26 protein-coding genes and 4 pseudogenes are annotated in these 24,604 nt (G+C 68.6%); 11 read left to right on the forward strand and 19 right to left on the reverse strand.

The window, feature by feature from the left end; all coding sequences use genetic code 11:
• Nucleotides 1-221: 221 nt before the first annotated feature.
• Both NE236_RS01265 and NE236_RS01270 read left to right on the forward strand, forming a co-directional pair.
• Nucleotides 222-395 (forward strand): annotated as a pseudogene (locus tag NE236_RS01265) (DUF5999 family protein); the annotation flags it as partial.
• A 734-nt stretch (nt 396-1,129) separates the two neighbouring features.
• The gene (locus tag NE236_RS01270) at nt 1,130-1,273 is read left to right on the forward strand and encodes a hypothetical protein (protein WP_252839885.1); all 144 of its coding nucleotides are present in this window, start codon (nt 1,130-1,132) and stop codon (nt 1,271-1,273) included.
• Between the two features lie 251 nt (nt 1,274-1,524).
• Here the strand turns inward: NE236_RS01270 and NE236_RS01275 are convergent, their stop codons facing one another.
• The 5 genes from NE236_RS01275 to NE236_RS01290 form a co-directional block, all read right to left on the reverse strand.
• Entirely contained in the window at nt 1,525-1,977 is a 453-nt protein-coding gene (locus NE236_RS01275) for a hypothetical protein (RefSeq protein ID WP_252839886.1), read from the reverse strand.
• A 126-nt stretch (nt 1,978-2,103) separates the two neighbouring features.
• Nucleotides 2,104-2,514, reverse strand: coding sequence for a DUF6000 family protein (locus NE236_RS44915; RefSeq protein WP_372494210.1), 411 nt, complete (start codon nt 2,512-2,514; stop codon nt 2,104-2,106).
• Between the two features lie 45 nt (nt 2,515-2,559).
• A complete protein-coding gene (locus tag NE236_RS01280; protein ID WP_252839887.1) occupies nt 2,560-3,258 on the reverse strand; it encodes a polysaccharide deacetylase family protein in 699 nt (232 codons plus the stop codon).
• Nucleotides 3,259-3,320: 62 nt separating this feature from the next.
• On the reverse strand, nt 3,321-4,007 hold the full coding sequence (gene xynA / locus NE236_RS01285) for an endo-1,4-beta-xylanase XynA (protein ID WP_289849615.1): 687 nt from the start codon (nt 4,005-4,007) through the stop codon (nt 3,321-3,323).
• A 330-nt stretch (nt 4,008-4,337) separates the two neighbouring features.
• Nucleotides 4,338-4,877 (reverse strand): helix-turn-helix domain-containing protein, encoded by a 540-nt coding sequence (locus tag NE236_RS01290; protein ID WP_252839888.1) that lies wholly within the window; start codon nt 4,875-4,877, stop codon nt 4,338-4,340.
• A 60-nt stretch (nt 4,878-4,937) separates the two neighbouring features.
• On the opposite strand from NE236_RS01290, the gene NE236_RS01295 reads away from it, so the two are divergent.
• Nucleotides 4,938-5,843 carry an alpha/beta fold hydrolase gene (locus tag NE236_RS01295; RefSeq protein WP_252839889.1) on the forward strand — a complete coding sequence of 302 codons (906 nt, stop codon included), beginning with the start codon at nt 4,938-4,940 and terminating at the stop codon, nt 5,841-5,843.
• On the opposite strand, the pseudogene NE236_RS01300 reads toward NE236_RS01295, so the two are convergent.
• The 5 genes and pseudogenes from NE236_RS01300 to NE236_RS01320 form a co-directional block, all read right to left on the reverse strand.
• Nucleotides 5,827-6,099 (reverse strand): annotated as a pseudogene (locus tag NE236_RS01300) (transposase); the annotation flags it as partial. The gene NE236_RS01295 and the pseudogene NE236_RS01300 sit on opposite strands and share 17 nt — an antisense overlap.
• A 37-nt stretch (nt 6,100-6,136) precedes the next feature.
• Nucleotides 6,137-6,355, reverse strand: a pseudogene (locus tag NE236_RS44920) (Clp protease N-terminal domain-containing protein); the annotation flags it as partial.
• Between the two features lie 120 nt (nt 6,356-6,475).
• A pseudogene (locus tag NE236_RS44925) lies at nt 6,476-6,724 on the reverse strand (Clp protease N-terminal domain-containing protein); the annotation flags it as partial.
• Nucleotides 6,687-6,932, reverse strand: coding sequence for an RNA polymerase subunit sigma-70 (locus NE236_RS01315; protein WP_252839890.1), 246 nt, complete (start codon nt 6,930-6,932; stop codon nt 6,687-6,689). The pseudogene NE236_RS44925 and the gene NE236_RS01315, both read right to left, overlap by 38 nt.
• 192 nt (nt 6,933-7,124) lie before the next feature.
• Nucleotides 7,125-7,394, reverse strand: coding sequence for a helix-turn-helix domain-containing protein (locus NE236_RS01320; protein ID WP_289849791.1), 270 nt, complete (start codon nt 7,392-7,394; stop codon nt 7,125-7,127).
• Nucleotides 7,395-7,630: 236 nt separating this feature from the next.
• On the opposite strand from NE236_RS01320, the gene NE236_RS44930 reads away from it, so the two are divergent.
• Nucleotides 7,631-7,804 carry a hypothetical protein gene (locus NE236_RS44930; RefSeq protein ID WP_372494211.1) on the forward strand — a complete coding sequence of 58 codons (174 nt, stop codon included), beginning with the start codon at nt 7,631-7,633 and terminating at the stop codon, nt 7,802-7,804.
• On the forward strand, nt 7,762-8,133 hold the full coding sequence (locus NE236_RS01325) for an HAD-IA family hydrolase (protein ID WP_372494232.1): 372 nt from the start codon (nt 7,762-7,764) through the stop codon (nt 8,131-8,133). Before NE236_RS44930 ends, NE236_RS01325 begins: the two co-directional genes overlap by 43 nt.
• 51 nt (nt 8,134-8,184) lie before the next feature.
• On the opposite strand, the gene NE236_RS01330 is transcribed toward NE236_RS01325, so the two are convergent.
• Together NE236_RS01330 and NE236_RS01335 are read right to left on the reverse strand one after the other, a co-directional pair.
• Nucleotides 8,185-8,613, reverse strand: a complete 429-nt coding sequence (locus NE236_RS01330; protein ID WP_252839892.1) for a pentapeptide repeat-containing protein — start codon at nt 8,611-8,613, stop codon at nt 8,185-8,187.
• 68 nt (nt 8,614-8,681) lie between these two features.
• On the reverse strand, nt 8,682-9,464 hold the full coding sequence (locus NE236_RS01335) for a CDP-alcohol phosphatidyltransferase family protein (protein WP_252839893.1): 783 nt from the start codon (nt 9,462-9,464) through the stop codon (nt 8,682-8,684).
• Between the two features lie 205 nt (nt 9,465-9,669).
• Between NE236_RS01335 and NE236_RS01340 the strand changes: the two genes are divergently transcribed.
• The 3 genes from NE236_RS01340 (at nt 9,670) to NE236_RS01350 (ending at nt 13,515) form a co-directional block, all read left to right on the forward strand.
• Nucleotides 9,670-10,554: a methyltransferase domain-containing protein gene (locus NE236_RS01340; protein WP_252839894.1), complete on the forward strand. Its 885-nt coding sequence runs from the start codon at nt 9,670-9,672 to the stop codon at nt 10,552-10,554.
• A complete protein-coding gene (locus NE236_RS01345; RefSeq protein WP_252839895.1) occupies nt 10,551-11,555 on the forward strand; it encodes a lysylphosphatidylglycerol synthase transmembrane domain-containing protein in 1,005 nt (334 codons plus the stop codon). The genes NE236_RS01340 and NE236_RS01345 overlap by 4 nt, the downstream gene beginning before the upstream one ends.
• Before the next feature lie 109 nt (nt 11,556-11,664).
• Entirely contained in the window at nt 11,665-13,515 is a 1,851-nt protein-coding gene (locus NE236_RS01350; RefSeq protein ID WP_252839896.1) for a sulfatase-like hydrolase/transferase, read from the forward strand.
• A 91-nt stretch (nt 13,516-13,606) separates the two neighbouring features.
• Here NE236_RS01350 and NE236_RS01355 read toward each other — a convergent pair whose 3' ends face one another.
• Nucleotides 13,607-14,839 (reverse strand): ROK family transcriptional regulator, encoded by a 1,233-nt coding sequence (locus NE236_RS01355; RefSeq protein WP_252839897.1) that lies wholly within the window; start codon nt 14,837-14,839, stop codon nt 13,607-13,609.
• A 202-nt stretch (nt 14,840-15,041) separates the two neighbouring features.
• On the opposite strand from NE236_RS01355, the gene NE236_RS01360 reads away from it, so the two are divergent.
• From NE236_RS01360 to NE236_RS01370, 3 genes are read left to right on the forward strand one after another with little or no spacing between them, the layout of a single operon-like run.
• Complete coding sequence (locus tag NE236_RS01360; RefSeq protein WP_252839898.1) at nt 15,042-17,234, forward strand: discoidin domain-containing protein; 2,193 nt, start codon at nt 15,042-15,044, stop codon at nt 17,232-17,234.
• 20 nt (nt 17,235-17,254) lie between these two features.
• Nucleotides 17,255-17,884: a discoidin/SUN/FTP domain-containing protein gene (locus tag NE236_RS01365; RefSeq protein ID WP_252839899.1), complete on the forward strand. Its 630-nt coding sequence runs from the start codon at nt 17,255-17,257 to the stop codon at nt 17,882-17,884.
• Entirely contained in the window at nt 17,881-18,429 is a 549-nt protein-coding gene (locus tag NE236_RS01370; protein WP_252839900.1) for a flavoprotein, read from the forward strand. The genes NE236_RS01365 and NE236_RS01370 overlap by 4 nt, the downstream gene beginning before the upstream one ends.
• Nucleotides 18,430-18,692: 263 nt before the next feature.
• Here NE236_RS01370 and NE236_RS01380 read toward each other — a convergent pair whose 3' ends face one another.
• The 6 genes from NE236_RS01380 to NE236_RS01405 form a co-directional block, all read right to left on the reverse strand.
• Nucleotides 18,693-19,454 carry an alpha/beta hydrolase gene (locus tag NE236_RS01380; RefSeq protein ID WP_252839901.1) on the reverse strand — a complete coding sequence of 254 codons (762 nt, stop codon included), beginning with the start codon at nt 19,452-19,454 and terminating at the stop codon, nt 18,693-18,695.
• A gap of 176 nt (nt 19,455-19,630) precedes the next feature.
• Complete coding sequence (locus NE236_RS01385) at nt 19,631-20,440, reverse strand: class I SAM-dependent methyltransferase (protein WP_252839902.1); 810 nt, start codon at nt 20,438-20,440, stop codon at nt 19,631-19,633.
• A 127-nt stretch (nt 20,441-20,567) separates the two neighbouring features.
• Nucleotides 20,568-21,194 carry a Uma2 family endonuclease gene (locus tag NE236_RS01390; RefSeq protein ID WP_252839903.1) on the reverse strand — a complete coding sequence of 209 codons (627 nt, stop codon included), beginning with the start codon at nt 21,192-21,194 and terminating at the stop codon, nt 20,568-20,570.
• A gap of 184 nt (nt 21,195-21,378) precedes the next feature.
• Nucleotides 21,379-22,701, reverse strand: a complete 1,323-nt coding sequence (locus NE236_RS01395; RefSeq protein ID WP_252839904.1) for a GH1 family beta-glucosidase — start codon at nt 22,699-22,701, stop codon at nt 21,379-21,381.
• 55 nt (nt 22,702-22,756) lie between these two features.
• Nucleotides 22,757-23,614, reverse strand: a complete 858-nt coding sequence (locus NE236_RS01400; RefSeq protein ID WP_252839905.1) for a carbohydrate ABC transporter permease — start codon at nt 23,612-23,614, stop codon at nt 22,757-22,759.
• On the reverse strand, nt 23,607-24,602 hold the full coding sequence (locus NE236_RS01405; RefSeq protein ID WP_252839906.1) for a carbohydrate ABC transporter permease: 996 nt from the start codon (nt 24,600-24,602) through the stop codon (nt 23,607-23,609). Before NE236_RS01405 ends, NE236_RS01400 begins: the two co-directional genes overlap by 8 nt.
• Between the last annotated feature and the right edge of the window lie 2 nt (nt 24,603-24,604).

Genomic DNA, 24,604 nt, shown 5'->3' on the forward strand with positions numbered 1-24,604 from the left:
TTCGATTACAGATAGGACCGGGGGTTACACCGCGTCCTCCGCCCGTAACCTCCGCGCCTATCTCTTGTCGAAGGCGGTCGGTACCGGTCGCCGCCTCGCGCCACCGACCAGTCCGCCGCTGCCGCTTCGGCCAGGGCCCTGACGGCGGCACGTACTCGACAGATCACCTTCACGCCGCGGATCGCCTCCGTGGCCCCGTTGACGATCTTTGGAGGTATGCCATGTGCTCCCACCGACCGCACTGCCCACCGGCCGACGCCGTCGACCGGGATGCCGCGCACACCGTCGCCTCCCATCCCGAACAGGGATGGAGCCTGCTCTGCAACGGCGTCGTCCTCTTCGACGACACGGGAGAGCTCCTGCCGGACGGCGGTGTCGTCCCGCCGCACCGCCCGACCGACGTCCATCGCGGACCCGTACCCGGGCCGCGGGTTTCGCGCCCTCGTCCGAGGCCGAACCCGGCAGGATACGTCTGCGTGTGCGGAGACGCAGCGTGAGCATCCGCTCGATCGGCGACCACGGGAGAAGACCGAACGCTACCCGAGTAACAGAGTGGCGCCAGCTCATCCGACTCGCCGTCGAGCCAGGGTTGAGTGATGCGCGGCCGGCAGCAGTGTGGCGCGGCGGCCAAAGGCCGTCGCGCCACAGGTGCGGTGTTTCGGGTGTTCGGGGCCACGGCGCGGCCGGTTTGCGGGGAGATCATGCCGGCGCACAGGCCGCGGCCGGCCAGTCCCTGTGCGATGCGTGGGATCGCGGCGAGGGTGTTGGCGGGCCACTCATGCATGAGGATGACCTGGCCGTTGACTTTGGGACTATCGCCCTTCCGAACCGCCGGGAAGAGGCGATAACCCCAAAGTCAACGGCATCTCATCCGGCTCGGTCTCAAGCCGGGGTTGACTGATGCGCGGCCAGCCGTGTCGCTGCGGAAGGGCTGAGCCGCCGGAAGATATGGGTGGAGACCGGCCGAATCGTCGCGCTGGGTCGTCGTTGATTTCGTATATGACGACCATCGAACAGCGTGCCCAACCCCGTCCGGCGTCGCGACTTTGTCAACCAATGGGGTGGTGGAGACGTCTGATTCCTGACGGCCGGCTGGGTGCTGGGCCGTGTGCAGGAGGGGTCACAAGCTATGGGTGCCATAATCAGCCTGACGGTGACGCTCGTCTCGGCGATGATCGCTATCACCATGATGGTGATCAAGTTCGGCATTAGGCTTACACTCATGCTCTTCAATGTCACGGCAAACGTGATCAAGGCTTCCGCGCGGCAATAATGCTCCGTGCTGGCGGCAGCCTTAAGATCGGTTGCCGTCGCTGTCGTCACCGCTGTAGTCGGAACTACATGTGCGGGCGCAGGTTTGACCCGGGGTGACGAGGCTGCGCGAGGGCTACTCGGGTGTACTGGGCTGGATGGATCGCACGGGTCGGCCGGTGGCCGAGGTGAGCTTGAGACGGCAGATCTGGATCTCCTGCTCGGCTCGCGTGATCTCTTTGCCTATGTCCCGCTGTTGTGGATAGGCGAGTCTCAGGACACCGTCAGATTGTGTTTATTCACCTCTGCAAGGGCACTTTTCTGTACGTCGGCCACCGTCGAGACCCAGATACTCCAGTCCGGCACCTGCTTGTATCCGAGTGTGGCCCAGAATTTATCGGCATTTGCCACCTCGGCCAACATTAACTGAACACCCGCCTTGAGGGCCATTCCCGTCGCGAGATACGCGGCCCCCGAACCATATCCTCTCAGTCGCTTGTCCTTATCAACCCTAGGATTCGCAAACCTGGCGACCGGTGTGTTCGCGGTCACCTGCAGGCCGGTTATCCTATCCACTTCACCGTAAGAGCTATCGGCAAGCGGCAATTCTCCCAACGGAAGAACATAAAAGGAGAAGTAGCCCACCTTCTCGCCATCGACGTACAGGGTGTACTCGTGCTCGTCCTTGGAGTTATGCGCCAGAGCGCATGTGACTGTCGCCACCATTCTCCGATCTTCTGCCATCGTTCTTGATCGCGGTGAGGCTCCCGTTATCCGGCGCAGGTCCTAGAGGGTACGGTAACGTGGAGAGTCCCGCCCCCAGTCCTCGGCACACTCATTTCCCGTGCCCGGTCAGGACGCCACGTAGAACCTCTCCGCTTCGCAGGCTCGGGGGCGTGGCGTCACCGTGATGACCGACCCCTGCTGGATGCTCGCGTTATACGCATAACATCCTGGCTGGCAACCGCAGTCAAGGGTCTGCGGCATTGAATTGTCCCCCGCAAATGAAGCGCGAGCGCAGGACACTAGGTACAGGAGTGCGCCGATCACGAAGTTCTGTTCATAGAGCGGCTCCGGCGTGGGGAGTCTGTGTACAAGAGCCCTGGCCAGAAGCGCCGCGTCGCGATGCTGTCCGAAGTGAGCGAGGGCGAAAGCCCGCGGCGAGCCTCGGCGGCCGGGCCAGGCCGTCGAGTTCCTGGCCGCAGGCTGATCTCCTCGACGCGCGGGGCAACCGGCCGGCAGCAGTGGTGGCGCGGCGGCCATGGGCCCCGCGCCGCGACTGCTGCGGTGTCTCTGGAGGTTCGGGGGTCAGCTCGGGGCCACGGCGCGGCCGGTCTGCGGGGAGATCATGCCGGCGCACAGGCCGCGGCCGGCCAGTCCCTGTGCGATGCGTGGGATCGCGGCGAGGGTGTTGGCGGGCCACTCATGCATGAGGATGATCTGGCCGTTGGTGAGCCGGGCGTTGGCCTGCACGATCGCGTCGGTGCTCGCGCCGTTCCAGTCCTGCGAGTCGACGTCCCAGATGATCTGGGTCAGGCCGTACTTGGCCTCGACCGACCGTAGCGTCGCATTGGTCTCACCGTACGGCGGGCGGAACAGCTTCGGCGTGCCGCCGCCCGCGTTGGCGATGGCCTGCTGGGTCCGGGAGATCTCCGAGTCGATTTGCGACTGGCTCTCCTGGATCAAGTGCGGGTGGGTGTAGCTGTGGTTGCCGATCCACATGCCGGCGCTGACCTCGGCCCGGACCTGGGACGAGTAGGCGGCGGCGTACTGGCCCTCGTTGAACATCGTGGCCCGCAGCCCGTTCTGCTTGAGTGCGTTGAGCAGGCTCGGGGTGTGAGCGTTCGACGGGCCGTCGTCGAAGGTGAGCCCGACGTATCCGTTGCAGGTGGCGGCGTGTGACGGGGTGGCGTTGACGGTGAAGGGGACGTTGCTCGCCACGGCCATCGCGGCGACGGCCAGTCCCGTGGCCAAGGAGCGGTTCGGCAGATGTGGTCTGATTCGCATGGCGGGGGTCCTCCTCTTGCTGGCGGCGCGACCGCAGTCGGTCTCGGGGGACGGGACGTTTATCAGCTCACCGTTATGTTGGAGTTGCCGCTGCTTTGATATCCTTCTGTCGCGAGGATCATGTAGTATTTAAAACTGCCCAGATTCATGCCATAGCGGGCCCACGCGTCGAAGTGGTTGCCGGTGGTTATGGTTCCGCCCGTCCTCTTCGACTGTCGGACGCTCCAGTACTGATTGAACGTTCGAGTGCCTTCAACGGAGGGGGCGTTGTATCGCGTGGTCTCGTAGATGTCGTACGTACCGCCGTCGCTGGTCGCGGTGCCCTTATACGTTCCCGTGGGCCGATAGGTGCCCCAGTTGTCGACGATGTAATACTCGACGAGTGGGTTCGACGTCCACCCATAGAGGGACAGATAGCCGTTGCCGGACGGATTGAAGCTGCCTGAGTAGTTCACGCTCCTGCGCCCGCCGTTAGCCCAGCCCTTGCCGGCGACGAAATTCCCGCTGTTGGTCCACGAGGTGCGGTAATTCCCTCCGGACCCTAGAGTCATGGAGACCGAGCCGCCGCCATCGGTCCAGAATGAATAGAAGTAGCCGTTATTGGTGCCGGTCTGATTTGTGGTTATGGTCGTGTCGGCGTTGGCGGTGCCGGGCAGCATCATCGCGGACGCGACCAGCGCTACGGCGCCGGCATGGCCGAGGAGGTTTCGGCGGCCGATCGGGTGGGCGGGGGTGTCGTTCATGTACATGCTTCCTCCTCGTGAACGCTGGCGGGGCCAGGCCGTGAACCCGCCACGAGAACCGTCGGCGGGCGACGACTCTGGCAGCGATCGATGGAGCGAGCATGCGTCTGATTCGAGATCGCGTCAACGATAGACTCCGAAATGTTTCGAACGTCTCATCGGTCGTGCGTTGTTATATCTGGCCACTGACGTGCACGTTCGGTGGCTTTGTTGGCGAAGTGCTCACTTGAAAACTGGTGAAAGAACGATCAATCATGCAGAGGATGCGAAAGATTTCGAAAGTGGATCGCCGCGACGCGGGACCGCGCGAACAGGGGGAACCCCCTGGTGCTCGGGTCATTGGTGGGTGCTTGGCTCTGTGGGGATGAGGATGGGGCTGAGCAGGTAGGGCTTGCGGTCGAGGTTGGCCTGATTGCCTCGCACTGCGGTGATCGCGGCGATCAGGTGGTCGATCAGGTCGGCGCGTTCCTGGTCGGTGAGCCAGAGTGCGAACTGCGTGTAGCCGAGTGAGTCGTTGACCGGGTCGGCGTCGGGTCGGTCGAGGTAGGCGTTGGCCTCGGAGAGCAGGACACTCATGGCGAGCGTGAAGGTGCGCCGGTGGTCTTGGAGGGTCATGGCCGCGGCTGCCCTGCGGTCGATGACGGGCCGGTCCCCGCGCAGGAGGTAGCCGCGTTCGATGATGCCGTTGACCCTCCGCTCGTCGGCCACCTCCAGGACGCCCGCCTCGGCCAGCAGCCCGACATGCCGGTAGACGGTGGTACGCGGCACATCCGCCAGATCCGCGCACAACTCGTTGGTGGTGCGCAGGCGTCCGCCCGACATCGCGTGCACGATACGCAGCCGGATCGGGTGCAGTAGAAGGTCGAGAGCATCCACAAGAGCGATGATCCCACATATGGTACTGTTCCCAAAAATGGGATCGTTGAGGAGGGCGCGATGCCGGCTGTAAAACCGCCACAGGGACGCCTCTACCGGGTCGAGGGCCACGACCTGCTGCTGCACACCGCCGGAGCGGGCACTCCAACGGCGGTGTTCCTGGCCGGAGCCGGAGCGGTCGGCCTGGACTACTGGCCCTGCCAGCAGCAGATCGCCGAGTTCACCACGAGCGTGGTCTACGACCGGGCGGGTACCGGCTGGAGCGACCGAAGCGCGAGCCCGGCGCGCACCGCCGCGGCGGTGGCCGACGAACTCGCCGCCCTGCTCACCGCGGCCGCCGTGCCCGGGCCGTACATCCTGGTGGGCCACTCCCTCGGAGCCGACTACGCACGCGTCTTCACCTCGCGCTTCCCCGCCCAGGTCACCGGCCTGGTCCTGGTCGAGCCCCACCACGAGGACTACAACACCTTCCTGCCGCCCGAACTCGCCGCCATCCACCAGTCCTTCGACCCCGGCCAGGCGCTCGCCGGCGAGATCCCCGCCGAGGTCATCGAGCTCTACCGGTCCCTGTTCAACCAAGAGATGGCCGCATGGCCGGACGAGATCCGCAAGCCCCTGGTCGAATGCCACCTCAGCCGCGAATGGCTGCAGACTGGGCTGGTCGAGGCCATGGCCGCCCGCACGCTGTATGAGGAACTCCGTGCGGCCGGGCCGCTGCCGGAGCTGCCGCTGATCGTCTTGACCGCCACCGGCATCGACCCATTCAAGACAGCGGTCTCCGGCGCGATTCCCCAAGCCCTGCTCCTGGGCGAGATCGAGGGCAAAACGCGGCTGTACGACCAGATCGCCGCCTCGGTCCCACGCGGGGAGAACCGCCTCATCGACGGCGTCGGCCACACCACCCTTTCCATGCGCCGCCCCGACGCCATCACCCAAGCAGTACACGACGTCATCGACCGTCGATGACGGCCGGCAGCGGCGGCCTTCGCAGGGGCTGGAGCTTCCTCAACCGACGCCAGCAGATGATGGCGCAGGCGAGGGTGAGGAAGGCTTGGTGGATGTCGTCGCGGATCTCCCAGCGGATGCGCAGGCGGCGGAACCAGTGCAGGAGCGCGAAAGTCTGTTCCACCACCCACCGGTGAACGCCGAGGCCGGAGCCGTGCTCGGCGCCGCGCCGGGCGATGTGCGGGGTGATCCCGACCGAGCGGACCTGGCGGCGGTAGGAGGAGTTCTAAGGATCGCTTAGCTAATCAGAGACGCTATGAGGCTTGCTGGGTGACGCGAGCGCGAACTGCCTCGCGCAGGGCTGTGGCCTCGGCTCCCAGCGCGGTCAGGACTTGGGTCGCGATGCCTTCGCCGTCTGCGAGCAAGCCGAGCAGCAGGTGCTCGGTGTCGATGCGCTGGTGCCCGAGGGCCTGTGCCTCGCGCAACGTCAGTTCGACGAGTACCTTCTTGGCGCGCGGGGTGAAGGGCGGCCGAGGGAAGCGGAAGGCACCAGGGCCGAAGGTGTCGTCGGCGTGGCGCTGGATCTCGACAACGTCGATGCCGATCGAGGACAGGGCGTCCTTGGCCTCCTGGCCTCCGGTCGCGGCGACCCCGGCCTCCGCTAGCAGCCGGACCGTCTCCTCGCGTGCCCGCTGCAGCTCAATGCCGTGCCCTCGAAGCACCTCGCTGGCCGTGCCTGCAGTACTGGCCAGCCCGAGCAGCAGGTGCTCGGTGCCGATGAAGTCGTGGCCCAGCGCAACGGCCGCGTCCTGGGATGCCGTCACGGCCCGCTTGGCGAGCTCGGTGAATCGTTCGAACACCACTTCAGTCCTCCTTGCCGGTGAGTTTGCGTCGGGTCGCATGCTTCTCGTGCACCGACTGCCTGCTGACCTGCAGTGCTGCCGCAATGCTCTGCCATGTCCAGCCCTGCTCACGGGCACTGTCTACGTGCAGACGCTCCAGTTCCTCCAGCAGACGCCGCAGCGCGACGACGGCTTGCAGTCCGATGGCGGGGTCCTTGTTGGTCACCTGTCTGGCCAGCGCGGCGGCCGGCGAGTCGTCAGCACCCATGCTGTCAGGGTGTCCTGACAGTCGCTTCGTGTCAAGACACCCTGACAAGGGGCTTCGGTCAAGCCGCCCGAACGACCGCCACGTGGGCGAACATTGCCTGACACGGCACTTCGGGCTGCTCAGCGCGGGGATTCGTAATCCCTGCTCCCATCGCTGTTGCCGCTGCTGTACGGGCGCCAGGCGTCGGCGGCCTTAGGAGACCTTGACGGAGTGGGGACCCACGCTCACGGTGATGTCCACGTGTCCACCCAGAGCTGTCGCGTAGGCACGGAGTGTTTCAAGCTCCATGACTTCGATCTTCCCGTTCTCGATCTGCGAGATCCGGGACTGCGATACGCCGAGGGCCCGAGCCAACTCGACCTGAGTCTTCCCGACGGCCTTGCGTAGTTCCTTGAGGTGATGTCCGGCCACATAGGCGTCGAGTTCAGCCCGCGCCTTGGCCTGGCGTTCGGGGTCGGCCAGTTCAGGATGCCGCCGATGGGCCTAGGCCTTGACGTCCTGCCAGTTGCGTCCGACGCTCATCGGCCGCCCTCCTTGTCCTTCTGTGCCCGATAGTCGCCACCCCGGGCCCCGTCCGCGGTCACGATGATCTTCGGATGGGTAGTTGTAGCCTGCATCCGGAAAGCGACTCCTCGATCAAGCAGACATCGCCGACCCATTCAAACGGAACGACAGACAAGCAGGGAAGGCGGAGCAGCATGCCCTCGCACGTTGACATCGATCTCGTCGTGTTCGACATCCTGGGGACCCTCGTCAACGAGCCCGGCGGACTCCACAACAGCATCCGCGAGCTGGCTCCGACCGGCAGCTCGATCCCTGGCCCGACACCATCGAATCCCTCGAACGACTCGCGCAACATTTCCCTCTCGTAGGCCTTTCCAACGCGAGCCGAGCAACGCTGACCCGCCTCAATGCCCAGGCCGGACTGCGATGGCACTGCCTGCTCTCGGCGGAGGACGCTCAAAGCTACAAACCTGCCCCTGACGTCTACCGGCTCGCTGTCGAAATCGCCGGCGGTGGTGCACCCGAACGCATTCTCATGGTCGCCGCCCACGCATGGGACCTCCGGGGCGCACAAGCACTGGGACTGCGCACGGCCTATGTCCAACGGCCGGTCGGAGACCCACCTCTCGCCACCGACTCATTCGACTACCACACCGCCGGCCTCGCTGATCTTGTGGCTGTGATTCTCGACCGTTAGCCCCGGTGATTCACGAATGCCGGAGTGGGCTGGCGATGCGCCACCTGTCGCTTATTCGGCCCACCCAATGACCTGGTCGACCTGGACATTGCGAAGGAGCGCGTTAGTGAAGTCGGCACCGGTGACATCGGTCCGGCCATGGGGGTGGATACCGGTGTTGACGTATCCGAGGCGGCTTCCGGTGAGGTCGGCGTCACGCAGATCAGCGTCACGCAGATCGCAGCCGGAGAATGCCGCGCCTCTCAACGATGCCCCCCGCAGGTCGGCGCCTTGCAGGTCACACATCTTGAACGAGCATCTGTCGAGGGTCGCGTGGCGAAGGTCGGCTCCGACAAATGAGCAGCGATCGAACCACAGCTGCTGCGTCCGCACCGACGTAAGATCCTGGCCGTCGAAGTTCTGCCGGTTGACGGCCGCCCTATAAAGAAGGGATCCCAGCGCCTGCCTCGGTGCCTCCGCGCGAGTCATGACCGCCATCATGTCCGCTCATCTGGGGCAATTTCTCGTACCGCTGAGCCGGTGACACGTCGAACGCCGCTGCGGGCGGGTCAGGATTTGTCGCGGTTCCGGTGAAGCCGGATGATGTCGGCGCCGAATGACCAGATGAGCGACGCCAGGGCGAGTCCGGTCGCGGTCGTCTCGACCGCTCGGGGGAGCAGGTCGGCGGCGACGATCGTCAGGATGATTCCCTGCAGTCCGGCGACGACACTGCGGGACCGGCGGGGCGTCAGTCGGGCGAGCAGCCAGTGTAGCCGCAGGCCCGCCGCCACGAACGCGTACCGCATGGCGCCGATCGCCAGCACCCAGACGCCGAGTGAGCCGGCGACGAAGACGCTGAGCACGAGGATCAGGAACGCGTCGACCTCCATGTCGAACCGGGCGCCCAGCGGGGAGGCCGTCCCGGTACGCCGGGCCACTTTCCCGTCGACGACGTCCAGTGTGAGTGCGACGGCGCTGATGCAGACCAGCAGCCCGGCCGGCGCCGGGTTGCGTACGGTGTCCGCGACGAGCGCGGTGACGCATCCGACGAGCGCCGTCCGCACCAGCGTCACGTGGTCGGCCGGGGCGAGCGAGCGTCGGCCGCGGCGGTGGAGGGCGAGGCCGAGAAGGGTGGCCGCCGTCGCGGCGTACACGACGCCGGCCAGCCAGCCGACGGCGCCGAGGCCGGTGGTCGCGGTCAGCAGGGCGAGCAGTGCCACCTGCGCGATCGCCCCGATGATGGGCGCCGGCGGGAACCGCCACCGGGAAGCAGGCCGGGTCTCGCTATAGGCTGGATCGTGATGTTCGGGGGACATCCGGTCGGTCGCGACAAGCGTGTCTATACGTCGCATCTTCGACCTCTCCGCAGGAAAACGCCTCAATCGTGGCGTGGGTGCGGGGGAGCCTACCCCTGACGCGGGCCGCCCGTCAGCGCCGAGCCGAGTGAACGACGAGCGCTCGGGTCGGTGTCGGAAGGACGATTGAGACGGCATTGAACCGATCACTCCGAATGCTCGTGTAGGAGGGCATGGCTCTCGAATCGGGAAGGTGCGCCGCGTGAGCGGGGCCGCGGTCAGCGGGTACGCCGTCGAATGGCTGGAGCTGCGTGAGGGCGCGGACGCGGCCGCCCGCGCGACCGAGTTGGTCCCTCTGCTCCGCCCGTTTCTGAGCGACGCGCCGCTGGTCATCCGGGACCTCGGGTGCGGCATCGGCTCCATGGGCCGCTGGCTCGCCGGTCGGCTGCCCGGTCGCCAGCACTGGATCCTGTGCGACCGCGATTCGGCACTGCTCGCCCAGGCCGTGACCCGGCCACCGCAGGCGGCCGCCGACGGCGGCCCGGTCACGGTCGAGGTCGAAGCGGGGGACGTCACCGAGCTGCGCGCTGCGGATCTCGCCGGTACGTCGCTGGTGACCGCCTCCGCGCTGCTGGACCTGCTCACCGCCGATGAGGTGGCCGGGCTGGCCGCTGCCTGCGCCGCGGCCGATTGTCCCGCGCTGCTGGCGCTCACCGTGGTCGGGAGGGTCGCGTTCGCTCCGGTCGACCCCCTGGATGAGGAACTCGGCGCTGCCTTCAATGACCACCAGCGCCGTACCGTCGACGGCGGCCCCCCGCATGATTCCGCCCCTGACGGCGCGTCCCGGCCGGCCTCCCGGCGGCTCCTCGGCCCGGACGCGGCCGACGTCGCCGCCGCTGCCTTCGAACGGGCGGGCATGACGGTCCACCGCCGCCCCAGCCCCTGGCAGCTCGGCCCGGCGCAGGGGAAGCTGACCGCGCAGTGGCTGGAGGGCTGGGTCGAGGCCGCCGTCGAGCAGCGGCCGGACCTAGCCCCCTCGGCGGAGTCCTACCTGCACCGGCGGCTCGCCGCCGGTGCGGCCGGCGCGCTGTCGGTCGTGATCGGCCACGAGGACCTCCTCGCGCTGCCTGCGGGGGACCGGTCGTGAAGCGGACGGTCTGGGTCTGGGTCCGTACGCTCATCGCCCTCGGCGTGATGGGTGTGCTCGTGCGGCGGCTCGGCACGCGGGCGGTCCTGGACGGGCTGCGGGTGATCGATCTGCGGGCGGTGTCCGCCGCGCTCGTGATCGGCCTGATGACGACGGTGCTCAGCGCCTGGCGCTGGTGCCTCGTCGCGTGGCGACTCGGTCTCCGGCTGCCCCTGCGGAACGCCGTCGCGGACTACTACCGCGCCCAGTTCCTCAACGCGGTCCTGCCCGCGGGCGTCCTCGGCGACGTCCACCGGGCCGTACGGCACGGGCGGCAGGAAGGCGACGTGGGCCGCGGCGTCCGGGCGGTCGTGCTGGAGCGGGTCGCCGGTCAGGTGGTGGTGGTCGCGGTCGTCGCCGTCGCACTGGCCGCGTGGCCCACGGCGCTTCCGCCGCGGTTCCACGACCTCGTCACGATCTCCGGGATGGCCGTCGGGGGGCTCGTGGTCGTCGTGTCGACCCTCGCCATCGTCGCCGGGGAGCGCTGGCGGGGGAGCGGCTCGCGATGGCGGCGCGCGTCGGCCGTCTCCCTCGGCGATCTGCGGCGCGGCCTGCTCGCCCGGGACGCCTGGCCGGGCATCGTCCTGCTGTCGGTGCTGTCGTTCGCCGGGTACCTCGCCCTTTTCCTCGTCGCCGCCCGAGCGGCGGGATCGACCGCCCCGCCGACCCGGCTGCTGCCGCTGATGATGCTGACCCTCCTCGCGATGGGCCTGCCGGTGAATGTCGCCGGCTGGGGGCCGCGCGAGGGAATGGCGGCGCTGGCGTTCGGTGCGGCCGGGCTGGGTGCGGCGCAGGGCCTCACCGTCGCGGTGGTGTACGGGGTGCTCGCCCTGGTCGCGAGCCTGCCCGGTGCCGGCGTGCTGCTGTGGCCGGCCCTGGTCAGGGCGTGGCCGACGCCCGTACGCGCACCGGTCGCCCGCCCGCTGCCGCGCCGCATCGGCGATGCCGGGATCGACGCATGAACCTTCGCGGGACGCCGCCCGTGTCTATAGTCGGCGCCGCCGCTCGTCCGGTAGGGACGGGGATGGGCGGCGGCATCCGACATCGCAGGGATCCGTACGGAGGGGTTAAGTGTCGTTCTTCGCGCGCTTTGACCGGTTGAGGGCTCGAGGCCGGGTGGTCGCGGACGAGCACCCGGAGGTCACGGAACCCGGCGACGGTCCCGAGGTTCCGGCGGACGCCCGCCGGGACGCTGACGGCGCGGACGGTGGTGGGGCCGACGAGAGCTCGGGGGATCCGGCAGACGGTCGTGGGGACGGCGACAGCGCGGACGGCCGTCGCGTGAGGCACCCGGTCGCCGCGCGGGTGACCACCGCGCTCGCCGCCGCGTTCGTGGTGGCGGCTCTCATCGCTCCGGACGACGCCACCCGGCTCACGCTCCTGGCGTTCGTTCGCATCCCGGTCGAGGGACTGATCGGCGTCGTACTCGTCCTCTTCCTGCCGGGGCGGGCCCGGCGGGTGGTGGCGGCGCTCATCGGGGCGGCCCTCGGCGTGCTCGCCATCGTCAAGCTGCTGGACCTGGGTTTCTCCGTCGTGCTCGCCCGGCCGTTCAACCCGGACTACGACTGGCCGCTGTTCTCGGCCGGCCTGGAGTTCCTCAGGACGTCGGCCGGTGAGGCCGGGGCGATCGGCGCCGTGGTGGTGGTCGCGCTCCTCGCCGTCGGGCTGCTGGTGCTCGCGGCGCGGTCGGTTCTGCGGCTCACCCGTGTCCTGGCCCGGCACAAGATCGCGACGACCCGAACCGTCGCGGCCCTCGCGGTCGCCTGGGTGGCGTTCGCCGTGTTCGGCGTGCAGATCACGCCCGGCGTGCCGGTCGCCGGGCACACGTACGACCACTCCCATCAGGTGCTGGTCGGCCTGCGGGACCGGAAGGAGTTCGCGAAGGAGGCCGCGGCCGTCGACGCGTTCCGTGGGACTCCGGCGCAGAACCTGCTGACCGGGTTGCACGGCAAGGACGTCATGCTGGTGTTCGTCGAGAGCTACGGGCGCGACGCCATCGAGGATCCGAAGTTCGGGCCCCAGGCCGACGCGGTGCTCGACGCCGGGACCCGCCGGCTGGCCGCGGCCGGATTCGGTGCCCGGAGCGCGTTCCTCACCTCGCCGACGGCGGGCGGCGGCAGCTGGCTGGCCCACTCCACGCTGCTGTCCGGGCTGTGGATCGACAACCAGCAGCGCCACGACACGCTGATGAAAAGCGACCGTTTCACCCTGAGCCAGGCGTTCCGGCGCGGGGGCTGGCGGACCGTCGCGGTGGAGCCGGGTAACACCCGGCCCTGGCCGGAGGGATCGTCGTTCTACGGGTACGAACGGATCTACGACCGCTGGAACAACGGGTACCACGGGCCGCTGGTCGACTGGGGCACTGCGCCGGACCAGTACACCCTGTCGGCCTTCCACCGCGCCGAGCTCACGGCGCCCCACCGCCCGCCCGTGATGGCGGAGATCCCGCTCACCTCCAGCCACGCGCCCTGGGTGCCCACACCCCGGCTCATCGACTGGAAGGCCGTCGGTGACGGATCGTCCTTCGGCCCCCTGGCCGCCGCCGGTGACCAGCGTGAGGCCGTCTGGCGGAGCCTGACCCGGATCCGCGCGGCGTACTGGGGGACGATCGAGTACTCGCTGAACACCCTCATCTCGTACGTGGAGACCTACGGCGACAAGAATCTCGTCATGGTGTTCCTCGGTGACCACCAGCCCACCCCGCTCGTCACCGGGCCGGGCGCCGACCGCGACGTGCCGATCACGATCGTCGCCCGCGACAAGGCCGTGCTGGACCGGATCTCCGGGTGGGGCTGGCAGGACGGCCTGCGGCCCGACCCGCATGCCCCGGTCTGGCGGATGAACGCCTTCCGCGACCGGTTCCTCACCGCCTTCGGCCCGCAGCCACAGCCGACCCGGACGTCCGCCCTACCGGCGCATTGACGCCCGTTCCGCAGGTCGCCAGGCCTCCGTGGCGCCCGTCGGAGCGACCGCGGGCCGCCGGTGGTCCGGAGCACCTCGCAGCGGCCGGCCGTCAGCCGGCGGACCGCCGCCGGTCCGCGGAGGAGAGCGAAGCGCCGTTCAGGAACCGCTCGATGGGGAGGGTCGCCGCGCCGAGCGCCACGGCCTCGGGTCCGAGCCTGCCCAGCTCGATGGACGTCTCGGAGAACGCGTGCGCCAGCGAGTGCCGGCGGGCCGCGTCGCGGATGGCCGGCAGCAACCGCTCGCCGAGCAGTAGGCCGGCCCAACCGCCCAGGATGATCCGCTCCGGGTTGAAGAGGTTGATCAGATCGGCGAGGCCGGCTCCCAGGTAGAGCGCGGTCTCCTCCAGGACCCGCCCCGCCTCCTCCTCGCCGGCCGTGGCCGCGTCGAGCAGGGCGGCCAGCGCGGACTCTTCGTCCTGGCCGGGCAGGGCCCGCCCGTAACGGTCGAGGACGGCCTCGGCCCCGACATAGGCCTCGAGGCACCCCTTGGCCCCGCACCGGCACTCGCGGCCACCGACCATGATCGTCGTGTGGCCCCACTCTCCGGCGCTGGACGTCGAGCCCCGGTGCGTCCTGCCGTGCGCGATGATGGTCGCGCCGACACCGGAGCCGATCAGGCACACCACCGCGTGCTGGGCGCCGCGCCCCGCGCCGAACCACATCTCGGCGCGGCCCATCGTCTTGGCGCCGTTGTCGATGTGCAGCGGGAGGTCGGTGCCGGCGCGGAGCAGGCGCTCGAGGGGAACCGCCTCCCAGCCGTACGTCTGGCCGTGCACGAGCACCTCGTCACCCTGCTCGACCACTCCGGGAACCCCGACGCCAACCCCGAGGACGGCCGAGGAGTCCACGCCGGCGTCCGCCAGCACCGCGGACAGCCCGGCCAGGATCCGGTCGACGATCACCGTGACGCCGTGCTCGCGGGGATCGAGCGGGTAGTCGGCCCGGGCCCGTTCCTCCATCGCCAGGTCGAACAGCTCGACGCGGACACGGGTTTCGCCGACGTCCACGCCGATGACGTATCCGTGGTCGCGGTTCATCCGCAGCAGGACGCGGGGACGGCCTCCGTCGGAGTCGATCGCCCCGGCCTCGGCCACGAGGCCCTCCTCGATCAACTCGCGGATCACGTTGCTGACCGAGGCGGGGGACAGGCCCGTCGCCTGGCTCAGCTCCTGGCGCGTGCAGGGCTGGTCGAAGTAGAGCGACCAGAGCAGCACCGACCGGTTGTCACGCCGGAGATCCCGGACCGTGCCTCGCCGCCGCTCTGGTGTGACGTGCTCCCGCATACCGACCTCCCCGATTAGTTCAGATCTTATAACAAGGAGTCGAAAAGCTGCGCTGCCGGGCGTTACGACCTCTTGACGGCCGATGACCGCCGGGGTTAAATCACGTCATTAATTAAGTCCTGTGTAAAGACGGCTGCCTCGCGCGTCGACGTCGCCGCGCTCCCATCCCGCCTCCGCTCCCCGCCACCCACCGGGAGACGTCATGAAACCCGTCCTCACCCCAGGCCTTCGTACCGGGCCGCGGTCCCATCGCCCCTTCCCGTCGGTCGTCGCGGTCATCGCACTCCTCGCCGGTCTCCTCGTCGGCCTCGCACCGGCCGCGAAGGCCGCGTCCTGCGGCACCTCCGACGCGGCGCAGGGGCGGCCCGCCACCGCGTCCTCCACCGAGAACGCCGGACTCCCAGCCGCGAACGCCGTCGACGGCGACGGCGGCACCCGCTGGTCCAGCGCCTTCAGCGACCCCCAGTGGATCCAGGTGGACCTCGGATCGTCCCAGGACATCTGCCAGGTGGTGCTCCAGTGGGAGACCGCCGCCGGCAAGGCCTACCAGATCCAGACCTCGCCCGACGGATCCACCTGGACCACCGTCTACTCCACGACGACCGGCCAGGGCGGCACCGAGACCCTGAACGTCACGGGCACCGGTCGCTACGTCCGCATGTACGGCACCGCCCGCACCACCGGCTACGGCTACTCCCTCTGGGAATTCGCCGTCCACACCACCTCCGGTGGCGGCGGCACGCTGCCCGGAGGCGGCGACCTCGGGTCGAACGTCATCGTGTTCGACCCGTCGATGTCGTCCGCGACCATCCAGAGCCGGCTCGACACCGTCTTCAAGCAGCAGGAGAGCAACCAGTTCGGCAGCGAGCGGTACGCGCTGCTCTTCAAGCCCGGCAGCTACAACGTCAACGCGAACATCGGCTTCTACACCTCGATCGCCGGGCTGGGCGCCTCGCCCGACGACGTCACCATCAACGGCGGCGTCACCGTCGACGCCGGGTGGTTCAACGGGAACGCCACCCAGAACTTCTGGCGGTCCGCGGAGAACATGGCCGTGCAGCCGACCGGCGGATTCGACCGATGGGCGGTGTCCCAGGCCGCGCCGTTCCGCCGCATGCACATCAAGGGCGACCTGAACCTCGCGCCGACCGGCTACGGCTGGGCCAGCGGCGGCTACATCGCCGACACCAAGGTCGACGGCCAGGTGCAGCCGTACTCGCAGCAGCAGTGGTTCACCCGCGACAGCCAGATCGGCGGCTGGCTGAACGGCGTGTGGAACATGGTGTTCACCGGCGTGGCGGGCGCGCCCGCGCAGAGCTTCCCGAACCCGCCCTACACCACCGTGGCCAACTCGCCGGTGACGCGGGAGAAGCCGTTCCTGTACGTCGACTCCTCCGGCGCGTACCGGGTGTTCGTACCCGCGCTGCGGAAGAACTCCCAGGGCACCACGTGGAGCGGTGGCAGCGCCGCCGGCTCGTCGCTCCCGCTGAGCCAGTTCTACGTCGCCAAGCCCTCCGACAGCGCGGCGACCCTCAACCAGGCGCTGGCCCAGGGCCTGAACCTGCTGTTCACCCCGGGCGTCTACAAGATCGACCAGACCCTCAACGTGACCCGTGCGGACACGGTCGTCCTCGGCCTCGGGTACGCCACGCTGGTGCCCCAGAACGGCGTCACGCCGATGTCCGTCGCCGACGTGAACGGCATCAAGATCGCCGGGCTGCTCTTCGACGCCGGCTCGGTGAACTCGCCGAACCTGCTCCAGATCGGCCCGAGCGGATCCACCGCCGACCACTCCGCCGACCCGACCTCGATCCAGGACGTGTTCTTCCGGATCGGCGGCGCCGGCGTCGGTAAGGCCACCAACAGCCTGGCCGTCAACAGCAACAACGCGATCATCGACCACATCTGGGCGTGGCGGGCCGACCACGGCTCCGGCGTCGGCTGGACGAGCAACACCGCCGACACCGGTCTCATCGTCAACGGCAACGACGTCACGGCGTACGGCCTGTTCGTCGAGCACTACCAGAAGTACGAGGTCGTCTGGAACGGCGAGCGCGGCCGGACCTACTTCTTCCAGAATGAGATGCCGTACGACCCGCCGAACCAGGCCGCCTGGATGAACGGCTCGACCAACGGCTACGCGGCCTACAAGGTGGGCGCGAACGTCACGACGCACGAAGGGTGGGGCCTCGGCAGCTACTGTTACTTCAACGTCGATCCTTCGATCCACGCGGCGCACGCCTTCGAGGTGCCGAACGCCTCCGGCGTGAAGTTCCACGACCTGCTGACGGTGTCCCTCGGCGGCAACGGCACGATCGACCACGTCATCAACGACACCGGCGGTGCCGCCCAGGGCACCGCGACCACCCCGGTCAACGTCGTCAGCTACCCGTGACCCGCTGATCAGCACCTCATGTGATCTCTCCCGGCCCGCGCGGCACGCGGCCGCGCGGGCCGTTTCACCCAGCCGAAGGGACCCGCCCCCTCACCGAGGAGAGCCATGCACTCCGCCCTCTCCGGCCGGAGGCACGCGCCGGCGCGCCGTTCCTCCGTACTCGCCCTCGCGCTGTTCCTGCTGATCGCCGTGTCACCCGCCGCACGCGCCGCGACCTCGCCGTCCACCCACGCGCGTACCGCGGCGCCCGCGCCGCCGCCTCCTGCGGCACCGATGACGCCGCCAAGGGCCGACCCGCCACCGCGTCCTCAGCCGAGGGCGCCGGGTTCGCCGCGGCCGACGCCGTCGACGGCGACACTTCGACCCGCTGGGCCACCGAGATCGCGGCGACGATCGACGCGGACAGCATGCGGATGCTGCGTAAAGAACGCCGGGCGGCACTGCTCGTCGACGTTGCGCGAGCGTATGGCCAGGTCGGCGACCGAGATCGGGCAGTACGGGCGCTGCTCGAAGCCGAGACCACGGCGTCCCGGGAGGTACGCTGCCGACCTGTGGCACAAGCGACGATTGCCGATCTGCTCCGCCGTTCGCGGAACGCGCCGCCGTTCGAACTCGCCCGGCTCGCCGAGCGGGCCAGGGTTCGGGTATGACCGCCCGGGTGCTGTACGTCATCGTGTGCGCGGCGCCGCCGGCGCGTGAGGTCGCCACGTTGGTGCGCCCGGCGCAGGAACGGGGCTGGAACGTGTGCGTGCTCACGACGCCGTCAGCCCGGCGCTTTGTGGACGTGGCCGCGCTCCAGGGGCTCACCGGGTATCCGGTGCGCAGCGAGTACAGGGAGCCGGGGACTCCGGATGTCCTGCCACCGCCGGACGCCGTCATTGTGGCACCTGCCACGGTCAACACCATCAATAAGTGGGGTGCGGGCATCTGCGACACCCTGGCCCTGGGCATCCTGGTGGAGGGCATCGGCAAGCGATTGCCGATCGTGGCGCTGCCGTTCACGAACCGCGCGCACGCCGCCCACCCGGCCTTCGCCGAGAACGTCGGGCGGCTGCGGTCGTGGGGAGTGACCGTCCTGTTCGGCCCGGACGTCTACCCGCTGCACGCCCCTGGCATGGGCAGCGACCACCTCGATCAGTACCCTTGGACGATGGCACTCGACGCGATGGAGGACAGACCCGCCGGATGGGATTGACCCGGCTCACGGCAGGGGCCCGCGAGACGGGCCCGTCATCGCGGCCGGACAGCGCGGAATCCCTTGCACTATTCCGGACAAGGCCGGCCAGGCCCGCAACCGCAAGAAACTCGGCTCCAGCGGCGGCCGTCCACCAAAGTTCGACAAGACCGACTACGAGGAGCGCCACGCGGTTGAGCGCGGGATCAACCGCCTCAAGCGCCACCGCGCGGTCGCCACCCGCTATGAGAAACCCGCCGTCCGCTACGAAGCGACCGCAGCCGTCAATGAGTGGTTGTGACCCCTTCATCTCGCCTGCACGGGGCGTTGGTGGCGAGCAGTTGCTGCAGGAGTTCAACGATGAGATCGGGCTGTCCTACGAACGGGGAGTGGCCCGTCTGCCACTCGCGCACGTTGGTGCAGCGCGAGGCCATCGTCCGCTGCAGGCCTGGGTCGATGGCCCGGTCCTGCGCGCAGACGACGTAGGTGGAGGGAGTGTGCTTCCAGCTGTGGCGCTCTGGGGCTCCTCGCCCACAGCCGGGGGCTTGCGCACGCAGTAGGCCAACCGCCCAGGCGGCGAGGGGTTTGGGACAGTCGCCATAGAGGGTGGCAGCAGCCCGGTCGGGGTGCAGGCTGGTCGAGCCGTCGGGCTCAGGGTTGATCGCGTCCTGGAGCTGCGGGGACGCCCCACCCAGACCGGCCGCGCTCTCGCCGACGTCCAGCACGAAGGCCGCCAGATAGACCAAGTGTCCCGCTCCACGCACCCCGGTGATCACCGACCCACCGTAGGAGTGACCGAGCACAATCGGAGGCTCCTGTAGCGCGTCGATGGCAGCCTGGACCACAGCTGTATCAGCGAGCAACGAGCCCCGGTGGAGCTCGGGAACGACAACCTCGGTTCCTGCGGTCCGCAAACGCTCTGCCACCACGGCGAAGTGCTCGGGACGGTGATACAGGCCGTGAACGAGTACCACGGCGGCCAATTCGCCCGCCTCCTCATGTCGGCGTCCGGCCAGTGATCTTAGCTCCGGACCATGGCTGGCCATGACTCACCACCTTGATCTACTTCCGATACACGCCGTAACAGAGTCTGCCGTCGGCTGGTCAGCTGCATGATCCGATGACGGAGCGTGGTTCGGCAGTTGTGAGCAACTCGGCCTGGGCGCCTCCGGGGCGGGATAACGCCACAGTCGGGTATCGGAACTGTCGGAATGCCTGTCCTTCACGGCTTCTTGCGGGCGATCAGTACTTCCAGGGCGACCGGTTCGATGAACCGGCCTCCTTGATCGAGTCCGTGCAGCGCCTCGGTGACTGCTCCTTCGAAGGCGGTCTGCCGGTCTCCGAGGAGGCGCCGGATCGGCAGTGATGTCGAGGAGAGGTAACCGATGACCTGTTCAGGTGTCCACGCCCGTTCGAAGGCGTGAACGATGCGGTCGAGGTGGCGGAACGACGAGCGGGCCAGGATCATCTCGTGTGGCTCGTGAGCACCGGCGACGTTCTCACGACGAATATCGGGGACTGGCCCTAGGAAGCGGTGCTGCACTTCTTCGACGGCTTGCTGCCATGCGGTCGTCGGCCGCACCAGGCAACTGTCGTTAGCTATCACGAGGCCGCCGCCGTCATCGACCATCTCGGCCAGAACGGACAGGACCTGCCGGCGGTCCATCCAGTGAAACGATCGGCCCATGGTCACTAGCCGGAACCGTCCGAGCCGGCTCGAAAGGTCCGTCGAGGCGCCGAGGGACCAGGTCACATTGGTGGCCCGGGCTATCTGTGCTTGCCTGGCGGCTTCAGCGAGCATCTCGGGTTCGGGATCCATACCCACTGCCTCGGCGACGTGCCAGGACAGGGGGATGGTCAACTGGCCGGTTCCGCAGCCGAGATCGAGGAGCCGTCCGGTTCCATCAAGGTGGAACCGTTCGATTACATCGTCGAAGAAGATTCTCGGGTAGCCCGGGCGGTAGCGCGCGTAATACGCAGCGGTGCCCGCGAATAGGCTCCGATTGGGCGAGTCATCTGAGTTCGTCACCATTCACCGTTGTATCTCATACGGTTTCCGGCGGCTGACATTGGCGGCGTAGGTCATCCAGTCGCCGGAGGAGGTGCGTTGCCGCTGGATGGCGAGTCCCCTTCGACATGTTCGTCGCTCACGGAGATGGTCAGAATGCCAGCGTGGACCAATCGATGGTGATGGGGATGGGGTTGTCGACCGACGGCGTGTCGCCGGCCTCGTCCCGCATGAACGTCCCTACGTGCTTGTAGAGCATCGTCGCGCGGTCCAGCCGGTAGCGCTCGATGACGGACACGCCGGTGTTGTCGAGACGGACGATCCAGTAATGCGGGACACCGGCTTTGGCGTACTCTCCTGGCTTGTCGGTGGTGTCCTGGGTCTCCGAGCCAGGGGAGACGATCTCGACCACGAGCAGGGCGTGCTCTGCGCGGAGGCGCTCGCCGCGCTCGCGGTCCAGACAGCGGTACAGCACCACGTCGGGCCGCCGGTTCAGCAATGGTACGTCCCGCAGCCGCAGGTCGACGTCGTTATTGACGGTGACGCAGCCGTGACCCCGGTCCATCGCGGTGCGCGCGTGCGCTTCGATGACGTTCGCCAGGCGCCTTCCGGCGGTCTGATGGTCGGGGGTCGGCGCTTCGCAGTAGACGATGTAGCCGTCCACGATCTCGATCGCCTTGGCGATCTCTTCGGGCAGTGCCTCGTACTCCTCCGCGGTCACGCGGGAGGGCTGCGGGCGGATGCCGCGGAGCCAGCTGTCGTCCGGCAGGACGTGCATCCGGCCTCCCACGGTCTCGTACTCAACGCGCTCAGCTTACCGAGCGATCGAGTGCGGCGGGCCGTGGCGGGCCCGAGGGGCTGGGCTGGCGCGGCCTGTGGCACAGCGCGGCCCTCGCCGGGAGGCGACACCGGCGAGGGCCGCGGTCTATGGCCGGGCACGGGAGCAGCCCGGCAGGTCTTCGTCAGACGTCCGCCCGCTCCCGGTGGGAACGGATTAGATCGGCGTAGCGGAGCCCGCTGTCCTTGACCGTCCGCTCCTGTGTCGCGAAGTCGACGTGGACCAGGCCGAAGCGGGGGGCGTAGCCGGCCGCCCATTCGAAGTTGTCCAGCAGCGACCAGGCGAAGTATCCGGCCAGCGGTGCGCCGCGCCGTACCGCCGACGCGCACGCCGCGAGATGCTCTTCCAGGTAATCGGCGCGCTCGGGGTCGTGCACCCGCCCGCCGCCGACGGTGTCGGTCCACGCCGAGCCGTTCTCGGTGACGTACATCCGGGGCGGCCGGTACTCCTCGGCGACCCGGGTCAGGATGCTCTCCAGCCCGTCCGGTTCGATCACCCAGTCCAGCCCGGTGAGCCGGCGGCCGGCCGGGGTGGTCTCCCGGACGTACGGCGGCGCCCCCTCGGGGTCGTCCGCGACGACGGCCGGCCGGTAGTAGTTCACCCCGAGCCAGTCCAGCGGTGCCCCGATGACCTCCAGGTCGCCGGGCTGTTCGGGAAGGTCGACTCCGTACACCTCGAGCATGTCGGCGGGGAAGCCCCGCCCGAAGACCGGGTCGAGCCACCAGCGGTTGGTGTGCCCGTCGAAGCGGGCGGCCGCTGCCGCGTCGGTGGCCGAGTCACCGGCGGGCTCCACCGGGTTCAGCAGGTGCACGATGCCGACCTGCGCGCCGGGCACGGTGGCCCGCAGGGCCTGCGCCGCCAGCCCGTGGCCGAGGAGCAGGTGGTACGACGCGGGTACGGCCGCCTTGACGTCCGTGAGGCCCGGCGCGTGGCGGCCTTCGAGGTGGCCGATCCAGGCGGCGCACATCGGCTCGTTCAGAGTGGCCCAGGCGGTGACGCGGTCGCCGAGCCGTTCGGCGACGCACGCGGTGTAGTCGGCGAAGCGCCGGGCGGTGTCGCGGTCGGTCCAGCCCCCGGCGTCCTGCAACACCTGCGGCAGGTCCCAGTGGTAGAGCGTGGGGAACGGCGTGATGCCCGCGTCGAGCAGGGTGTCGACGAGACGGTCGTAGAAGGCCAGCCCGGGAGGGTTCACGGGACCGGCCCCGCCGGGCATGACGCGCGGCCAGGCGATGGAGAATCGGTAGGCGGTCACGCCCAGCCGCTTCATGATCTCGATGTCCTCCGGCCAGCGGTGATAGTGGTCGCACGCCACATCGCCGTGGTCGCCGCCGTCCACCTTCCCCGGGGTGTGGCTGAAGGTGTCCCAGATCGACGGGGACCGGCCGTCCTCGTCGACCGCGCCTTCGATCTGGTAGGAGGAGGTCGCCACGCCCCATGCGAAGTCCACGGGGAGCGGGCTGAGGTGATCCACGGAGTGCCTTTCTGCGGTGGTGGGAGGGCGTTCACTTGACGGCGCCGGCGGTGAGACCGGCGACCAGGTAGCGCTGCAGGAGAAGGAATCCGGCGACCACTGGCACGCTGACGACCAGCGAGGCGGCCATCACCTGGTTCCAGTACACGTCGGTCTCGGTCGCGTAGGCGCGCAGGCCGATGGCGAGGGTGCGGGTCGTGTCGTTGGTCATGACGGACGCGAACAGCACCTCACTCCACGCGGTCATGAAGGCGTAGATCGCCACGGCGACGATGCCGGGGAGCGACGCCGGGACGATGACGCGGAACAGCGCGCGGAGCGGGCCGCACCCGTCCACGAGCGCGGCCTCGTCGAGTCCCCGGGGGATCGAGTCGAAGTAGCCGACGAGCATCCAGATGGAGAAGGGGAGCGAGAAGGTGAGGTAGGTGAGGATCAGCCCGCCGCGCGATCCGTACAGGGCGATCCCGGTCGCGTTCCCGATGCCGACGTAGAGCAGGAAGAGCGGTAGCAGGAACAGGATTCCCGGGAACATCTGGGTGGACAGGACGGTGATCGTGAACACGCGCTTGCCGCGGAAGCGGTACCGGCTCACGGCGTACGCCGCGAAGATCGCCACCACAACGGACAGCCCGGTCGCCGCGCTCGCCACGACGATCGAGTTGACGAAGTAACGGCCGAGCGGGATGGTCCGCCAGATGTCGACGTACGGGCGGACGGTGAGGTGCTCCGGGATCCAGCGGAACGCACCGGTGACGTCCCGCAGCGGCTTGAGCGAACTGCTCAGCATCACGTAGACCGGGAGCAGCGAGAAGACGGTCAGCAGCGTGAGGACGATCCGCCGGGTCCAGACGAAGGACGGCGGCGGCGCCGTCGGCGAGCGCTCAGGCACGGTTCCTCCTCGTTCGGTTCGTGACCAGCAGGTACCCGGCCGTCACCAGGGACAGGAACAGGAGCATGAGCACGGACATCGCCGAGCCCGCGCCGAAGTTCCAGGTGACGAACGAGGCCGAGTAGATGTGCACGGAGATCAGGTCCCCGGCGGCCGGCGCCGACCGGCCGAACAGCACGTACGGCGTCGCGAAGTCGTTGAACGTCCACAGGAACAGCACCAGCACGAGCACCTGGTTGATGGACCGCAGCGACGGCATCGTGATCAGCCGGATCTGCTGCCAGATCCCGGCACCGTCGATCGCCGAGGCCTCGTACAGCTCACGCGGGACGTTCTGCAGGCCGGCCATCACGCACAGGAACGCGAAGGGCCAGTTACGCCAGACGGAGACCACCAGCAGGGAGAAGAAGCTGTTGTCGCCGATCAGCCAGAACGACGGCTTGCCGGTGACGCCCAACTGGTCGTGCAGGACGTGGTTCACCAGCCCGTTGTCGTGCTGGAACATGAACGCCCAGACGATCACCGAGGCGTACAACGGCAGCGCGTACGGCGTGAGGAACACCGCGCGCAGCACGCCGCGGCCGCGGAAGCGGTCCTGCATCAGGATGGCCGCCGTCGTTCCGAGCAGCCAGCACAGGCCCACGGCCAGCACGGTGAAGGCGCAGGTGACCAGGAAGGAGTCGAGCAACGCCCGGCCGATCGGCGCGTCGAACCTCACGGCCACCCGGTAGTTGCCCGCGCCCGTCCAGGGCGCCCCCCACCAGTGGCGGATGTAGAGCTGCGTGAGCTCCTTGAAGCTCATCACCACGCCGAGGACCATCGGGATGACGTGGACGATGAGCTCGAAGAACAGCGCGGGCAGCAGGAGGAGGTAGGGCAGGCCGCCTCGGCGGACCCGCTCGGGAATGTGGAACAGGCCTCTCCGGCCGCGCCCGGGACCAGAGTCCCGGCCGGCCGGAGGCGCCTGACGGTCTACGGTCGTCGTCATCG

This window comes from Actinoallomurus purpureus, assembly GCF_024055795.1.
Lineage (GTDB): Bacteria > Actinomycetota > Actinomycetes > Streptosporangiales > Streptosporangiaceae > Actinoallomurus > Actinoallomurus purpureus.

Bases quoted from the DNA above. Each gene is read 5' to 3' on its own strand.
- xynA (WP_289849615.1), bottom strand. From the start codon at position 4,007: ATGTACATGAACGACACCCCCGCCCACCCGATCGGCCGCCGAAACCTC.
- NE236_RS01380 (WP_252839901.1), bottom strand. From the start codon at position 19,454: ATGGCCAGCCATGGTCCGGAGCTAAGATCACTGGCCGGACGCCGACAT.
- NE236_RS44930 (WP_372494211.1), top strand. From the start codon at position 7,631: ATGCCCTCGCACGTTGACATCGATCTCGTCGTGTTCGACATCCTGGGG.
- NE236_RS01295 (WP_252839889.1), top strand. From the start codon at position 4,938: ATGCCGGCTGTAAAACCGCCACAGGGACGCCTCTACCGGGTCGAGGGC.
- NE236_RS01370 (WP_252839900.1), top strand. From the start codon at position 17,881: ATGACCGCCCGGGTGCTGTACGTCATCGTGTGCGCGGCGCCGCCGGCG.
- NE236_RS01360 (WP_252839898.1), top strand. From the start codon at position 15,042: ATGAAACCCGTCCTCACCCCAGGCCTTCGTACCGGGCCGCGGTCCCAT.
- NE236_RS01390 (WP_252839903.1), bottom strand. From the start codon at position 21,194: ATGCACGTCCTGCCGGACGACAGCTGGCTCCGCGGCATCCGCCCGCAG.
- NE236_RS01280 (WP_252839887.1), bottom strand. From the start codon at position 3,258: ATGCGAATCAGACCACATCTGCCGAACCGCTCCTTGGCCACGGGACTG.
- NE236_RS01385 (WP_252839902.1), bottom strand. From the start codon at position 20,440: ATGGTGACGAACTCAGATGACTCGCCCAATCGGAGCCTATTCGCGGGC.
- NE236_RS01405 (WP_252839906.1), bottom strand. From the start codon at position 24,602: ATGACGACGACCGTAGACCGTCAGGCGCCTCCGGCCGGCCGGGACTCT.
- NE236_RS01330 (WP_252839892.1), bottom strand. From the start codon at position 8,613: ATGATGGCGGTCATGACTCGCGCGGAGGCACCGAGGCAGGCGCTGGGA.
- NE236_RS01315 (WP_252839890.1), bottom strand. From the start codon at position 6,932: ATGGGTGCTGACGACTCGCCGGCCGCCGCGCTGGCCAGACAGGTGACC.
- NE236_RS01335 (WP_252839893.1), bottom strand. From the start codon at position 9,464: ATGCGACGTATAGACACGCTTGTCGCGACCGACCGGATGTCCCCCGAA.
- NE236_RS01355 (WP_252839897.1), bottom strand. From the start codon at position 14,839: ATGCGGGAGCACGTCACACCAGAGCGGCGGCGAGGCACGGTCCGGGAT.
- NE236_RS01275 (WP_252839886.1), bottom strand. From the start codon at position 1,977: ATGGTGGCGACAGTCACATGCGCTCTGGCGCATAACTCCAAGGACGAG.
- NE236_RS44915 (WP_372494210.1), bottom strand. From the start codon at position 2,514: ATGGCCGCCGCGCCACCACTGCTGCCGGCCGGTTGCCCCGCGCGTCGA.
- NE236_RS01270 (WP_252839885.1), top strand. From the start codon at position 1,130: ATGGGTGCCATAATCAGCCTGACGGTGACGCTCGTCTCGGCGATGATC.